Annotated in this window: 16 protein-coding genes; 7 read left to right on the top strand and 9 right to left on the bottom strand. The window is 51.1% G+C overall.

Going from position 1 to position 15,202, the window contains the following annotated elements; all coding sequences use genetic code 11:
* Window positions 1–10: 10 nt before the first annotated feature.
* From P1P89_02830 to P1P89_02820, 3 genes are all read right to left on the bottom strand, one after another.
* The gene (locus tag P1P89_02830; protein ID MDF1590426.1) at window positions 11–463 is read right to left on the bottom strand and encodes a tetratricopeptide repeat protein; all 453 of its coding nucleotides are present in this window, start codon (window positions 461–463) and stop codon (window positions 11–13) included.
* 24 nt (window positions 464–487) lie between these two features.
* Entirely contained in the window at window positions 488–1,057 is a 570-nt protein-coding gene (locus P1P89_02825; protein ID MDF1590425.1) for a hypothetical protein, read from the bottom strand.
* A 309-nt stretch (window positions 1,058–1,366) separates the two neighbouring features.
* Window positions 1,367–2,221, bottom strand: a complete 855-nt coding sequence (locus P1P89_02820) for an NAD(+)/NADH kinase (GenBank protein MDF1590424.1) — start codon at window positions 2,219–2,221, stop codon at window positions 1,367–1,369.
* Between the two features lie 248 nt (window positions 2,222–2,469).
* Between P1P89_02820 and P1P89_02815 the strand changes: the two genes are divergently transcribed.
* The 7 genes from P1P89_02815 to P1P89_02785 all read left to right on the top strand — a co-directional run bounded on the left by P1P89_02815 (window position 2,470) and on the right by P1P89_02785 (window position 10,346).
* Window positions 2,470–3,597, top strand: coding sequence for a branched-chain amino acid ABC transporter substrate-binding protein (locus P1P89_02815; GenBank protein MDF1590423.1), 1,128 nt, complete (start codon window positions 2,470–2,472; stop codon window positions 3,595–3,597).
* Window positions 3,598–3,670: 73 nt separating this feature from the next.
* The gene (locus P1P89_02810) at window positions 3,671–4,573 is read left to right on the top strand and encodes a branched-chain amino acid ABC transporter permease LivH (protein MDF1590422.1); all 903 of its coding nucleotides are present in this window, start codon (window positions 3,671–3,673) and stop codon (window positions 4,571–4,573) included.
* A gap of 7 nt (window positions 4,574–4,580) precedes the next feature.
* Window positions 4,581–5,807, top strand: coding sequence for a branched-chain amino acid ABC transporter permease (locus tag P1P89_02805; protein MDF1590421.1), 1,227 nt, complete (start codon window positions 4,581–4,583; stop codon window positions 5,805–5,807).
* Window positions 5,794–6,600: an ABC transporter ATP-binding protein gene (locus P1P89_02800; GenBank protein MDF1590420.1), complete on the top strand. Its 807-nt coding sequence runs from the start codon at window positions 5,794–5,796 to the stop codon at window positions 6,598–6,600. The genes P1P89_02805 and P1P89_02800 overlap by 14 nt, the downstream gene beginning before the upstream one ends.
* On the top strand, window positions 6,593–7,300 hold the full coding sequence (locus P1P89_02795) for an ABC transporter ATP-binding protein (protein ID MDF1590419.1): 708 nt from the start codon (window positions 6,593–6,595) through the stop codon (window positions 7,298–7,300). Before P1P89_02800 ends, P1P89_02795 begins: the two co-directional genes overlap by 8 nt.
* A 105-nt stretch (window positions 7,301–7,405) precedes the next feature.
* A complete protein-coding gene (locus P1P89_02790; protein MDF1590418.1) occupies window positions 7,406–8,473 on the top strand; it encodes an Ldh family oxidoreductase in 1,068 nt (355 codons plus the stop codon).
* A gap of 496 nt (window positions 8,474–8,969) precedes the next feature.
* Complete coding sequence (locus P1P89_02785; GenBank protein ID MDF1590417.1) at window positions 8,970–10,346, top strand: hypothetical protein; 1,377 nt, start codon at window positions 8,970–8,972, stop codon at window positions 10,344–10,346.
* A 231-nt stretch (window positions 10,347–10,577) separates the two neighbouring features.
* Here the strand turns inward: P1P89_02785 and P1P89_02780 are convergent, their stop codons facing one another.
* The 6 genes from P1P89_02780 to P1P89_02755 form a co-directional block, all read right to left on the bottom strand.
* The gene (locus P1P89_02780) at window positions 10,578–11,618 is read right to left on the bottom strand and encodes a macro domain-containing protein (GenBank protein MDF1590416.1); all 1,041 of its coding nucleotides are present in this window, start codon (window positions 11,616–11,618) and stop codon (window positions 10,578–10,580) included.
* A 12-nt stretch (window positions 11,619–11,630) separates the two neighbouring features.
* On the bottom strand, window positions 11,631–12,266 hold the full coding sequence (locus tag P1P89_02775) for a DUF4433 domain-containing protein (GenBank protein MDF1590415.1): 636 nt from the start codon (window positions 12,264–12,266) through the stop codon (window positions 11,631–11,633).
* A gap of 83 nt (window positions 12,267–12,349) precedes the next feature.
* Window positions 12,350–13,009 carry a DNA repair protein RadC gene (gene radC / locus P1P89_02770; GenBank protein MDF1590414.1) on the bottom strand — a complete coding sequence of 220 codons (660 nt, stop codon included), beginning with the start codon at window positions 13,007–13,009 and terminating at the stop codon, window positions 12,350–12,352.
* Between the two features lie 27 nt (window positions 13,010–13,036).
* The gene (locus tag P1P89_02765; protein MDF1590413.1) at window positions 13,037–14,251 is read right to left on the bottom strand and encodes an ImmA/IrrE family metallo-endopeptidase; all 1,215 of its coding nucleotides are present in this window, start codon (window positions 14,249–14,251) and stop codon (window positions 13,037–13,039) included.
* Window positions 14,251–14,550, bottom strand: a complete 300-nt coding sequence (locus tag P1P89_02760) for a type II toxin-antitoxin system HigB family toxin (protein MDF1590412.1) — start codon at window positions 14,548–14,550, stop codon at window positions 14,251–14,253. The genes P1P89_02765 and P1P89_02760 overlap by 1 nt, the downstream gene beginning before the upstream one ends.
* A gap of 246 nt (window positions 14,551–14,796) precedes the next feature.
* Window positions 14,797–15,202 (bottom strand): restriction endonuclease subunit S (locus P1P89_02755; GenBank protein ID MDF1590411.1); only part of this gene is annotated, 406 nt, incomplete at its 5' end.

Here is a 15,202-nt window from a genome sequence, read left to right as displayed (position 1 = left end):
TTTTACAATCCTATTTATTTATCATCAGCTCCCATTCATAGATTTTGTCCTGGGCGCTGCGGGCGTCTGCAGCGTCGGGAACGAGCAGCAGGTATTGCTTCATAAAGGAAATCGCCTTGTTATGCCGCTGCACCTGCGCATAAAGCAGGGCCAGGTTGAAGTAGGCCCCGGGATAGGACACCGGATCCAGATCGATGGCTTTCAGGTACAGGTCGATGGCTCCGGCATAGTCTTTGCGCTGAGTCAATACATTGGCCAGAACAATATGTTTTCTCTGCTCCTCCGACATCGGCGGTTTGATTGCCAGCGCGCGGTATTGCGCCGCCTCTGATTCAAAAAGGGCGCGTCGCTCGTCATGCTGTTTTTTCAGCGTCTGCTGTACAAAAAAGAGGGCATCGGCAAATTTTTCCGCAGCGGCCTGCTTTTTAAAGAAGAATGAAATCAGGCTGCTGCACTGGATCATATAGGGCCGCTGATATAGCGGCCGTTAAGGTTCCGCATACTTTGCAAACGCAGGATCGGTATCATTATATATCTTCCGGTCCGTACCCAGCCAGGAAGTGCGTATTTCTTCATCCCGGCTCTTTTCAACTGTGATGCGGCTTTCGAGCAAATCCGTATAGAAAAAGGCAAAGACCGGGCCCACATGGATTCGATCATCCAGGGCCGTAATGGCGGATTTCGGTAGCATGTATCTGAATTCACCCCGGGTATCACGAATGAGCATGTAGGCCTGCACCCTCATCGAGTACGCTGCCAGGCTATTCTGATCGGCCGGTTTATTGAAATCGAGTTGGCCATGATATCTAATACCGGCATTGTCATCGACCTGTTGACTTTGAAGAAGCGCCGCAAGTTCTCTTTTCGCAGCATCGAGGGTCTCGATGGCTGACGGAAGCTTCGGTTGATACACGCCGCCGGGCCAGGGAACAACGTTTTCGGGCTGGGTGTTTCCCGTACTTATGTTTGATCCCGACGCAGCACATCCTAAAATCGCCGCCATGATGATAACACAGCCGCTGAAACTCAAAACACGCATTACTTTACGCATCATCATTTGGTCCTTCCGCTACTGTTGGGTTTAATCCACAAAGATCCAAGTCATGATTTCTTACATGTCTGGCAGTGCTGACTTTACCGCACTCGCGCCGAAAGGCAGCTGCACCTTAAAGCTGAACTACGAACTCGAAAAAGTTTAATTTAAAATTATTTCAGTAAGTTATGATAAATAACGCGGTGGTGAGTGCTGACTATAAAGAAATGGCTGAAAGGAGTCAACATGGAAAAGGGAAGATGGTTTAATGCACTTCCTTTTGAATCGGCAGATGACGCAGCCAGTGGACGCTTGGTGTTTTTGAGATGGGTTCTAGACCCGGCCCCCGCTCCACCTCAGTTTGGCCTTGAGCACATCGAAATAGTCCTGTCCCGGGATGGTGATCATGTGAATGGGGTGCTGGTCCCGGCGGACGGTAATCGTATCGTGCTCATCTATCTCGATGCCGGCCTGGCCGTCAAACGTCAAGAGGATATCCGCAGACTTTTCCGCCAGCTTGATGGTGATCGTCACCGAATCCGGAACGATCAGCGGCCGGTTGGTAAGGGTAAAAGGACTGATGGGGGTCATGATGATGCCGGGCACATCCGGATGAATGACCGGGCCGCCGGCCGCCAGAGAATAGGCGGTTGAACCGGTGGGCGTTGCAATGATCAGGCCGTCGGCCCGATAGGTGGTGAGATAGTGTTCATTAATAAATGTTTTAATTTGGGCCAGCCTGGCCAGGGCCCCCTTATTGATGACGACATCATTGAGCACCGTTTCGCTGATACTTTCGCGGCCCGCCCGGTCCACCGTGACCTTCAGGCGCATCCGGGGTTCGGTTTTAAAATCATTATCTAATATCGCCTCGGCGACCCGGAACAGACTCTCTTCCGCCGTTTCCGCTAAAAACCCCACCTCCCCGAACTTCACCCCCAAAATGGGGATTTTCCGGTCGCCGATCCAGCGAACCGCACTCAGGAAAGTGCCGTCCCCGCCCAGAACAAAAACACAAAACAAATCCGCCGGCGCCTGTGTCTTTCGGTGGGACTTCAGCCTGCGGTCAGGCGGCGCGCTTTCCTTTCGGATCACCCGAACTTTTTTCGAGCATAGCCATTTTTCAAGCTCATCCGCCTTCTGAATGGCCTCCGGATCGTTTTTAACTACCAAACCAATTTTTTTCAAAATAGAATCAACTCCTGCAAAATACCTTTTGGCATGTTAATTTTTGTCTGGACCGATCTTGCTGATCCGTAAATAGTTAATTACAAGCAATTTTTAATTACGGCAAGAGTTTTTTAAGACCTGTTTTTTAAATTTCATTTTCCTAAGAATTTCTTTTGCTTGACTTGTAAGCTTTATGGTATATAGAAAAAATTTGGACGAGCCCTATTTGAAACTCACATTTCATTTTTTTTCACAAAGGAGGCGTTATGTTAACCAAAAGAATCCCGATAGCAGTATCATTGATCGTATGGGTATCGATTTTGATGTTCATGGGAAATGCTTTCGCAGCAGAGCCCATTCGGCTGGGCGTCGCCGGTCCCCATAGCGGCGACCTGGCATCATACGGCATCCCCACCACAAAGGCCGCAGAGCTGGTGGTCAAGGATGTCAATGCAAAGGGCGGCATTTTGGGAAGAAAGGTCGAGCTGCTGGTGGAAGATGATGTCTGTAAGCCGGAAGTGGCCACCAACACGGCAACCAAGCTGGTATCCCTGAAAGCGCATGTGGTTATCGGCCATATCTGCAGCGGCGCCACCAAGGCAGCCCTCGGCATCTACAAGGATTCCAAAATTATCGCCATGTCCCCCTCGGCCACCAACCCGGCCCTGACCCAAAGCGGCGATTATCCCAACTTTTACCGAACCATCGCGTCCGATGACGCCCAGGCACGACTGGAAGTTGATTTTGCCCTGGACACCCTGAAGCTGAAAAAAATAGCCGTGCTTCATGACAAGGGCGACTACGGCAAAGGGCTGGCAGAATTTGCCAAAGCATTTCTGGAAAAAGATTCCAGGGCCAAAGTGGTTCTCTATGAAGGCATTACGCCCGGCGCGGTGGACTATTCCGCCGTCGTTCAGAAAATAAAACGCGCCAATGCCGACGCAGTCATCTTCGGCGGCTACCATCCGGAAGCTTCCAAGATCGTCACCCAAATGCGCAAAAAGAAGATGAAAACCGTCTTTATCTCCGATGACGGCGTAAAGGACGACACCTTTATCAAAGTCGCCGGCAAATACGCGGAAGGGGTTTACGCCACCGGCCCGAAAGATGTTTCTCAAAACCCCATGGCGATTGCCGCCAATGAAGCCCATAAAAAAGCCTATGGTTCGGATCCCGGCGCATTTTTCCTGAATGCTTACGCCGCAACCCAGGCCCTTCTGAATGCCATTGAAAAGGCCGGTTCAACGGATTATGACGCCGTCGCCAAAGCGCTTCGCACCCAGGATGTCGAAACCCCGCTGGGGAAAATCCACTTTGATGACAGAGGGGATGCCACCGGCGTCGGGTTCTCCATGTATCAAGTCAAAAATGGCGTTTATGTTGAAATTAAATAATCCTGTTACTTGAAAAAAAATCAGGGGTCGGGCGGAGATGTGCCTGCCCCCTGATTTTTTATGATTTTTTCATATGGATTACTTTCTCGAACTTTTACTGGGAGGTTTGACGCGCGGCAGCATCTATGCCCTGATCGCCCTGGGGTATACCATGGTGTACGGCATTATCCAGCTGATCAACTTTGCCCATGGTGAAATCTATATGATCGGGGCGTTTACGGCCCTGATCGTGGCCGGCGTACTGACACTGCTGGGCTGGAATCAGGTGGCGATCCTGGTAATCGCCTCCCTGGTGGCAGTGGTCTATTCCAGCGCGTACGGCTTTACGGTTGAAAAGTTAGCCTACAAGCCCCTGCGGCATGCCCCCAGACTGTCCGCCCTGATCAGCGCCATCGGCATGTCCCTGTTTTTGCAAAATTATGTCCTGCTGGCCCAGACATCCGACTTTCTGCCTTTTCCCAGTCTGATCCCGGAATTTAAATTTCTTGCGCCCTACGCCCACATTATCCGGTCTTCGGAAATCGTCATCCTGATTACAACCACCGCCGTCATGATTCTCCTGACATTGATGATCAAATTTACCAGAATCGGCAAAGCCATGCGGGCCACGGCCCAAGACCGCGATATGGCCATGCTGGTGGGGGTGGACGTCAACCGCGTTATCTCGGTTACCTTTATCGTCGGTTCGGCCACGGCCGCCATCGGCGGGGTGCTGATCGCCTCCCATATCGGACAGATCAATTTTTACATCGGCTTCATCGCCGGCATTAAGGCCTTTGTCGCGGCGGTCCTGGGCGGCATCGGCAGTATTCCCGGGGCAGTCCTGGGCAGCCTGGTCCTGGGCTGGACCGAGAGTTTTTTTACCGGATATGTTTCCAGCGATTATGAAGACGTGTTTGCATTTCTATTCCTGGTATTCATTCTGATTTTCAGACCCTCCGGTATCCTGGGTCGATCCGAAACCGAGAAGGTGTGATTGCATGATGCCAAGTCTTGCAGAAATAAGAAAATCCCTGCTGACTTCCATCTGGTTCATGTTTCTGACCTTTCCCGTCATGGTCATCCGGGTGAATACGATCTATAAGACGGTAGAGTGGCGCTGGTGGAACCTCTTTTTTGTGGGTGTCGGCAGCTTTTTTCTGTCCTTTTTATGGCGTTACCTCATCAAGCGAAAAGAAACCGGGCAAAAAAAGGTTCAATCCGGATCGGCACCCGGAAAATCCTTGCTCCAATCGGCCTTTGACAAACCAAAAGTTCTCATCCCGGCGCTGACGGTTCTGGCGCTTTTCACCATCGCATTCCCCTTTCTCTTTTCAATGTACCAAACCAATATCATGGTCAATGCGCTGATCTATATCGTCATCGGGCTGGGGCTCAATATCGTGGTGGGACTCGCCGGGCTGCTCGATCTTGGCTATGTGGCTTTTTATGCTGTCGGTGCCTACAGCTATGCCCTGCTGAATTACCACTTCGGCATCGGTTTCTGGGCCGCTCTGCCCATCGGCGCCGGCATGGGATTTTTTTTCGGCATCCTGCTGGGGTTTCCGGTTCTGCGCCTGCGCGGAGACTATCTGGCGATTGTCACCCTGGGTTTCGGGGAAATCATCCGTTTGGTCCTGGAAAACTGGAACGATTTTTCCTTCGGCCCCAGCGGCATCGCCAATATCCCCCGCCCGGGCTTCTTCGGCATCGATTTCTCCCTGCATCAATCCACTATCTTTATCTACTTTTTGATGATCGGGATGGTCATTTTTACGATCTTTGTGGTCAACCGGCTGCAGGATTCCAGGATCGGCAGGGCCTGGATTGCGTTAAGGGAAGATGAAATTGCCTGCCAGGCCATGGGCATCGACAAGACCCGAACGAAACTGACCGCTTTTGCCCTCGGCGCCACCTGGGCCGGGATGGGGGGGGTCGTATTTGCGGCCAAAACCACCTTCATCAACCCGGCCAGTTTTACCATCTGGGAGTCGATCATTATCCTCTGCATCGTTGTCTTGGGCGGTATGGGTTCCATTGTCGGCGTCATTACCGGGGCTTTAACGCTGATACTGCTGCCGGAATACCTGCGCGCATTTTCGGAATACCGGACGCTGCTCTTTGGCATCATCCTGGTGGCCATGATGGTGTTTCGGCCCGGCGGCATTATCAGTACGGTTCGCCGAACTTACCAGTTCGAAGCGCTTGGCGATAATAATGAAAAACGATAATGTTGCACATCCCATATTGGAAGTTAAAAACCTGACCAAGGATTTCGGCGGCCTACGGGCCCTGGACAGCCTGAACCTCGAGGTTTTTCAGGGTGAAATCGTTGCCCTGATCGGCCCCAACGGCGCCGGCAAAACCACGTTTTTTAACTGCATCACCGGCATGTACCCCCTCACCAGCGGCGAAATGCTGATCACGCCTCCGGGGAAAAAGCTAAAAAAAATAAACAACTTAAAACCCAACCAGGTCACCGCCCAGGGACTGGCCCGCACCTTTCAGAATATCCGCCTGTTTCCCAACATGACGGTCCTTGAAAACGTCATGATCGGCCGCCACTGCCGAATGTCCGCAGGGATTATGGGCGCTGTTTTCAGGCCCCAATCGACGATTGCGGAAGAAAAACAGGTTGTGGCCGACAGCTACAGCATCCTTGAAAAAATCGGGCTGACAAAATTTGTAAATGAATTTGCCAAAAATCTGCCCTACGGCGCCCAGCGGCGCCTTGAAATCGCCCGGGCGCTGGCCACCGATCCGTTTATTCTGCTGCTGGATGAACCGGCCGCCGGCATGAACCCCCTGGAAACAAGGGAGCTGGACCTGCTGATTGTGCGGCTGCGGGATCAGGAGGGCGTCTCCATCCTTTTAATCGAACACGACATGAAACTGGTAATGAGCCTGTCGGACCGAATCGTTGTCATGGACTACGGCAAAAAAATCGCCCAGGGTACGCCCCGGGAGATCAAAAACAATCCGGCGGTCATCAAGGCTTATCTCGGAGACGAATCCGATGCTTGAACTGAAGAATGTCGAAACTTTCTACGGCAATATTCAGGCTTTGAAAGGGATCAACATCGACATTTCCGAGGGTGAAATCATCGCCCTGATCGGCGCCAACGGCGCCGGAAAATCAACGACGCTCATGTCCATCTGCGGCATTGTCCCGCCCCGTTTCGGCGAAATCCTGTTTAGGGGTGCTCCCATTCATGGCCTGCCCCCCAACAAAATCGTATCCCTCGGCATCTGCCAGGTGCCGGAAGGCCGCCGGATATTCCCTTATCTGACCGTTTTGGAAAATCTGGATATGGGCGCTTTTTTGCGAAAGGACCGGGAGGAAATAAAAAGGGACCTGGATTATATTTTTGAACTGTTTCCCATCCTGGCGGAACGGCGGCATCAGGCCGGCGGAACCCTCAGCGGGGGTGAGCAGCAGATGCTGGCCATCTCCCGGGCACTGATGGCCAAGCCGCGGCTGCTCTTGCTGGATGAGCCCTCCTTAGGACTGGCGCCCCTGGTGGTCAAACGCATATTCGACATCATCAAAAAAATAAACAGCGAAAACAGGACCACCATTTTCCTGGTGGAACAAAACGCGAACCTGGCCCTAAAGGTCGCCCACCGCGGCTATGTCATGGAAACCGGCCGGATCACCCTGACCGATTCCGCCGCCAATCTGCTCTCCAATGAATCCGTTAAAAAGGCGTATCTGGGAATTTAATAAGATTACACTACAGCTTAAATCCACGTTGTTTACCTTGCAGAGAACTGCCAAAGCAGCCGAGAGGCCCAAGGGTCCGGTCGAGATCACAGAAGGAGAAATGAAATGACGGAACAGGAACAGAAACGGATTTACCCGGCAAAACGGCTGGAGGATTTCGGCGCAAGCGCCTTTGCGGCCATGGGGCTTCCCCCGACCGATGCGGCTCTTTGCGCCGTCCGAATGATTGATGCAGACCTGCGCGGCGTGGATACGCACGGCATCTTCCGCCTGAACCATTACAGTCAGCGGATCAAGGCGGGAGGAATCAACCTCAACCCGAATATTCATACCGTCCGGGAAAACGCGGTAACCGCACTCGTGGACGGAGACAACGGGATGGGCCACCTGGTGGTGAACTTTGCGACAGAGCTTGCGATCCAAAAAGCCCAGGCATCGGGACTGGCATGGGTCGGCACTTTCAACGGCAATCATGCCGGGGCCGGCGCTGTCTATTCCTCGATGCCGGTTGCCCATGACATGGTCGGCATGTACATGACCGTAGCCAACGCCAACCACATGGCGCCCTGGGGGGGCATCGAGCTGATTCTCGGCACCAATCCCATCTCCTTTGCCATTCCCGCCGGAAGCGAACCCCCCATCGTCCTTGACATCGCAACAACGATGACCTCCTACGGCAAGGTAAAACTGGCGGCCCAGAAGGGAGAATCGATCCCGCTCGGGTGGATGATCGACCGGAAAGGTCAGCCGCTCACGGACCCCCGACGGTCGTCGGAAGGAATGCTGCTGCCGATCGGAGATTACAAGGGATACGGTTTGAATGTCATCATCGGGATGCTGGCCGGAGTGCTCAACGGGGCGGCCTTCGGGCGGAACGTCGTCGACTTCAACAAGGACGTCGCCAGCAGAAACAACAGCGGTCATATGATCATGGCGATGCGCGTGGACAATTTCCAGCCTGTTGACGCCTTCAAACAGGAGATGGACCGGGTGATCAGGGAAATCAGGGAATCCAAACGCATGGAGGGGGTCGACCGCATCTGGCTGCCAGGCGAGATCGAGCATTACCAAATTCACGAACGGCTGGAAAAAGGCATTCCCCTTGCACCGATTGTCGTATCCAATCTCCGGCAGCTTGCCGCCGAGTTGAAACTCTCGGATCAACTGGTGTAACTTAATGGATTATTGAAAATTTTCAAGCCGTTCATGCTGTTCAACAGGAGCTCGTCCTGATCCAAGCACCCCGGCGCCTGTCCATGCGACCGGCGCCGGGATGGTCTATCCGGAATTTCGACAGGCGGGGACTAAAAAAATAGCCGTCACCACACGTCCATCCCCCCTTCAACCCGGTTTTAAATATAATCCCCTCTGCGGATTATGATGGGGTCGCCCCTGTCTATCCGGTCAAAGCCGCTATCTCTCGAATGATCAGCTGAGAAACCTTGTTGAAAATTATCCCCGCAAAAGCGGGGATCTCCAAAGGTCATCGGGGTTGTACAAAAACTGCGATTGACTCCACAACTTGTTTTTGGTAATTGCGTCCTAATTGTTGCTGCAACCGATAAACTGGCATATGTTGCGGACGGCACGAGCGCTACACAGACCCATAAATTTTTGATGCATTCCCTTCCAGAAAGGGAATTCTTATTCAAAACGGAGACTGAGAATAATGACGGAAAGACTGGATCTGCTCAAAATCGCACAGAAAGAAGAAAGCGGCGACCTGTTCAAGTATCTGGACAGCATTTACAAACGCTCCAAGGTGCAGCCCCGGGGCTGCACCGGTGCCATCATTTGGGAAGGCGGCAACCCCCATGGCGGCGTAAAGCCGGTGGCGCATGCGTTCACCGACCGGTTCGCCCTGAACGGCACATTGATGGCCCTGGATGTCCTCGGCCTGCCGTTCTTAGGTGTGCCGATGATGGCCCAGTTCCGGCACGACACGAAACTGGCCTCCCTTGAGTGGTTCGGCAAGCTCGACTATACCGCGCTGAAGTGGTCGACGGCCGGCGACTTTATGGTTAACGAAAACGGCCGGAAGGTGGTGGTGACCGGCAAGTCGGGCAACGCCCCGCTGCGCACCGCCGCCGGCGTCTATTGCAATGTGCGGCCCTATGGCTCGATTACCAGCATCCGTTTCATGCCCGGCCTGCCCTACTCCCAGGACAAGAAGAAATTCAGCGTCGACCGCGCCACCGGCACCATCCACTCTGAAATGAACACCCCGGGCATCCGGATGGCGTACGCCGCGCGCCTGTTTCTGAAAATGGTCCATGAGACCGGCCAAATCGGCCGGGTCGCCACCAAGCCGACCCAGGCCCAGGAAGACGCCGTCAACGCCGGCATCATGCGCTGGCTGCTGAAAGGCACCCGGTTCCAGCTCCAGCGTCAGTACGCGGTGGATGCCTACGAGGAGCATAAAGCCAACGTCGATGCCATCGTTGCGCTGCTGCCCAAGGACTTCAAGGCCGGCATGGAAAGCTGGGGGGGAGAAATTTACGAACACATCTCGGACACCAATTTCGGGCTCCTGCTGCACGACATGATCCGGCAGCGCAACTGCATCATATATGCCACTGACCTTGACGGCGACCGGCTCACGGACCTGATGGCGGACGCCCCCGATGTGCTGCGTGACTGGGGCCAGATGGTCCTTGACCACGTCAAGACCGGCGCCAAGATGCAAAATGTCTGGAAGGATATGGGGTTCACCATGACCAACGGCAAGGACATGACCAGCGTCATGTACCGCATGCAAGGCGCGCCGATTTTCGAACAAACCCTAGGTTCTGCGGACGCGATGCTCTTGCGCCTGCTGGCGGGGGACGAAACGGTCGGCGGCGAAAAACAGCCTTACGATCCGCGCATCCACTTTGTCTTGATCAACGAGGCCTACAAGGCCGCCAATCCGGGCAACACCGAGCTGGCCGGATGGCTGGACGCGCAACTGGCGACGTTCGACCGGATTTACAGCGGCAACCGTCCGCGCTACATCGACGGTTACCACAAGCTCAAGGAAGCCATCAAGCCCTGGGGCAGCACCTAACCCGTATCCGCTGTCGCGCCGGGTTCACCCGACGCAGAGTACGCCAACGCCGGCGACCATCGCACCGTGGCACCGCCATCCCGTCGGAGTTCGCCGCCAATCTGCTTTCGAATGAATCCGTTAAAAAAAAGCGTACCTGGGGATATAACTGATTTGCGATCAAATAGAGGGCTATTCTAAGATAATCTGAAAAAAATTAAGGACTTTCCAGAACGAAATTTTTATATTTGGTTAGGCCGCACTGAGCCACTTTTCCTCTTTCAATCTTTCCCATGCTTTTTTGATATGTTGAGGTTTCATTTTAAGCTTTTTTCTGGAACTCCAGTCCTGGATTTTCCTTACGGCTATTTCTGGATCTTTTGCAGCTTCAGGATATTCAATAGCAATCCAATGCACTGTAGAAAGAAGCTCCATGCCGTAAGGTGTTTCAAAACCTCTTATGAGTCGGGCAACAGCTTCGAGCCGTTCTTTAGCCTCTTTATCTTCTTCAAGAGACGATCTTGCTTCTTCAACGGCTCCCTGTAGGAGGTATATCTCGGAACCGCCGCTCCTATCGCCATAACCCCTTATGAAGTGTCCATCAATTCTTTGTAATACGTGATGAAGGTTCTCGGCGTAAGGTCCATATTTTTTTCGCATAAAGCGGAGTTTGAGATCTTCCCCTGCTTTCTGCAAGAAATACATTAATTTCTGAATTTCTAACAATGTGTGGCGATATCCCTGACTTTTATAAACTTCTAACAACCTGATTAATAAAGCCCTTCCCTTAGTCATGCTTGGCCTTGAGGTCGAGATTCGGATTTCATCAGCTTTTGGTGCACCTTTTGGTTCATACAGAAGGATTTCAACATTGGGAATATCTTCAAAAGCTTCATTAATTCGTTTTTTTACATCCCGCCAGTTCAACCCCCCTAATCCTGATCCCAACGGCGGAATCGCAATCGACTTTATTTTCAGCTCTATTACCTTTTTTGTTAAATCTTTGAGGCCTAACTCAATATCCTCAATCCGTGACCCGCCTTTCCAATGTCTCTTGGTCGGAAAATTGATTATATATTTAGGATAAAACATTTCATTTCTTTTATGCACAAACATGCGACCAATTCGTATCTGTCCTATTTTACAGGCTTTGGCATATTCCTCGAAATTCTTCGGGTATGCCTGTTTGAACTGAAGGGCAATACCCTTCCCCATGATTCCTACGCAATTGACGGTGTTGACCAACGCCTCGGCCTTTGCTTCCAATAAATTTCCTTCCGATAGCTTAATCATCTTGCCCTCCTTTTAATAATACCAAGCTGGTCTAATAATTACGGGAGGTTTGTGGGAAGCCCTTAAAATTATAGTCTCTACTTCTGATTCAACATGGCTGTCCATAACAGCAATCTCTTCAATTAGGGTCCATGGGAATCTTTGGCAAACCAGAAATTCAGCCTGCCTTCTTCTTTTTCGGTCAGGATCTTCTAATGTGTCTGTCCAATATGTTTCACTCATAATATCCCAATCAACTGCATCGAGGTCTTTCAAATCATCAAAAAATTCTGAGAAAGCCATGATACCGTGGCCGTCTGCAAAAACGAATTCTATGCCCGCAGCTTTCACTCTTTGGGCGCTTGAAACTAAATATACGATATCGGATTGACCTGCTGTGCAGTCAGTTACATTCCCCATTCTGATCGCATAAAGCATCGGTGATCTTGGGGCAAAATAAAAAGGCACATAATCATGAAGGCATCCCCCTGGACCACATGGGACTGATTTTTGAGAACGCCGGTCTTGGATGGAATTATGAGCAATATTACAATAAGTTAAATCTGCTTTGCTGATTTGGCTTTGCGCAACCAGTCCTCCATTTGAAAGAATCCTTCCAAGGTTATCCTTATGGGTTATATGATATATCAAAGTGGGGTCGGTTGCCATTTGATTCCTGATAAAATCAAATTTACAGATCTAAATCAACACCGTTTTTATTTAACCGGCAAATTTGTTGTTTGTGATCAGGTTCAAAGTTCATTTTTTTCCAAAAAACTATAATACCCCTTATGGCTGAAAATGATGTGGTCAAGCAGTTTGATGCCCAGGGTTTCACCGGCTCGCTTCAGTTCCTTCGTGATTTCAACATCATCTTTACTGGGGGTCAGGTTGCCGGTGGGGTGGTTGTGGGCCACGATGACGGCGGACGCCCGGTCGGTGATGGGATCGGCAAACACCTCGCGGGGATGCACCTGGGTTTTATTGACCAGGCCCACGGAAACAGTGCGGGTGGCAATGACCTCGTTGGCGCCGTTGAGGGAAACACAGAGGAAGTGCTCCTGTTTGCGGTCGGCTATGTGACGGATCAGCGGCAAGACATCCGGAGGGAAGGATATTTTTAACCCTTCCGGACGAATGCGCCGGCGGGCAAATTCAAAAGCTGCGGCAATAAGGGTGGCCTTGGCCGGACCGACGCCCTCGATGCTCTGAAGTTCTTTAAGAGTGGGACTGGCGCTGGTTTTGTCCATAACCTTCAGAATACGATTGGACAGGGTCATGACATCATGCGTTTTAGTGCCGCTGCCCAAAAGGATGGCGAGCAGTTCCTGATCGGATAATGCCGCAGCCCCTTTTTGCTGAAGTTTTTCACGCGGTCGGTCGGATATTGGTATGTCTTTTATTTTCTTCATGCCGAATTCAATCCTTGATGATGAATTCTACCCATTCGTTTCAAAAAGCATCCTCGCTTTTCCATGCCCGACAAGTTGTGAAAGAATCCGAAAGTTATTCAATTCATATCGTATTCGACCGGCTATAATGGCCGGATGAATTTTAAGACTTTCTGCCAGGGCTTTTACTTTTTCGGCGGAAGGAATCGGGCGCGTGTTTATTTTTTCCCAATACTTTGGCGGTATCAGAGAAGCGGAGGCCAGTTCATCGGCCTCTTGTTCAACAGGATCGGCGGCCGCATGCTCATGTTTACGCAGATCAAGATCGTCAACGATAATTTGTTTGTTTTTTGAAAGATGCTTAATAATGTGAGCAAGTTCGTGCAAAAGACAAAACCAGAAATTGTCAAGACGGTCGTAGCGCAAGGTAAGGCCTACCACAGGGGAGCCGTCCGGCAAAAGCATGGCCGCGCCATCCAGATAGGTTTTGGACAAATGAGAGACAACGATTACATGAATACCTTGTTTCTCCAGATATTCACGGGCCAAAAGGGGACCATTGCTGAAATAGCTCAATTTTGCAATCTCCCTAAGTGCTGAGGAACTTAAGACCCCCTTATCGTATTTTTGTTCCAGCGGCCTCGCAGTTGCCTTTTCCAGCACCCTTAAACACCAGGCTGAAACGGCATATTTGTCCGCCTTGGCGTTCATGCGGGCGCTAAATCCCTGTCGCAAACAGGCGCCGGCAACAGCTTCAATACCACCTGCCCGGCTGATAAAACCGCGCATCAACTCCTCATTCTTATCCGTACAACCATCGATTTCGGGAATCCATTTCCGTTTGGCCATTTCCACTACCGGAAATCGGGACCACTCTAAATCAGAGAATCCTTCAGGGAAAACCGCCCCCGGCTCCCGCAGAAGCACCTCTGCCGGAATATCCAATCCCTTATTAAGTCCCCGCATCATGGATAGCGTCAGAGGTTTCTTGCGGTTCAGAACTTCGGATACCTTGCTGCGACTTCCCATAAAGGGGACCAGGTCCTGCTGTTTCAGCCCGAGCTGCTCCATCCTGAATTTGATGGCTTCAACAGGATCAGGCAAATCCATGGGGAAGTGTTGATCCTCATACATTTCCACAAGGGCAGTCAACAGCTCAAGTTCATCCGCTTCCGGGGAGCCGGATGTTGCATCCATAAGCTGCTCGATACGGTTTAATGCAAGGTTGTAATCTTTTTCTGTTTTAATGAGTCGGCTGATCATCAGATCACCTCCGCATCGATCCGGTCATATTCTTTGTGTGTCCCCACAAAACGGACAAATACCGCTTTGGTGGAATAGTTGATTTTGACGACCAATCGATATTTATTGCCTCCGATATTAAATACCACCCGGTTGTCTTTCAGGATGCTTGCCGACCGGTATTTATCTTTGATATCTGATGGTGATTCCCAGTTTGCCCTTTTCACTTCGTACCACCATGCATCCAGAGGAGCTTCGGCATCCCTGCCGTCCGGTCTTTCGCAAAATTCCTTTAATTTTTTCCGGGATATGATGTGCATATATTAAGATGTTCCCTAATGGATGTCAATATAATTGTTCCCTATTTAGGAACATTTATAAAAAGATGAGACAGCACCGAAAAGGTTGCAACTTCGGCAGCAATTTCCGGAACGCCCTCCATCTAATCGTCTTAGGATAATAGCGGTATAAAAATCCCTCCTGTCCTCCCTTTGGCAAAGGGAGGAATACCCCCCCTCTTTTGAAAAGAGGGGCCGGGGGAGATTTTCAGTACATATTTGGAGCTTTCACAGTGAACCGCTGCTTTTTCTACGCCGGGTTGTCTTTTTTGTCATTTTTATAGTCTTGCTTTCAGCGATTGTTTTCGCTTTTTCCGCTTTAATCCGTTTCAGGAGCTCCGAGGCCGGTTCGTCATTGGGGTCCTGGGGCACCAACTCGCCGCGAAAGGCTTTGGCAAGGATCGACTGCGTAAGTTTGTCCACCTGGGATTTGGCTTTTTTATACCGGGCTTCCACCTGATCAGCGGTTTTGAAAAGGGCTTCCACCCGGCGGACGATTTCGTTTTGTTCTTCAAATGGAGGAATAGGAACTGGAACATTAGCAAGGGTTGTCATATTAATTGAAGCAAGATTTACTGTTTGACTCGCGTTTGCGAAAAAATATTTTTTTGCATCATCGGTCTTTGTGGTTAGC

Source organism: Desulfobacterales bacterium, from assembly GCA_029211065.1.
Taxonomy (GTDB): Bacteria; Desulfobacterota; Desulfobacteria; order Desulfobacterales; family JARGFK01; genus JARGFK01.
This window is presented reverse-complemented; position numbering and strand designations above follow the sequence as displayed.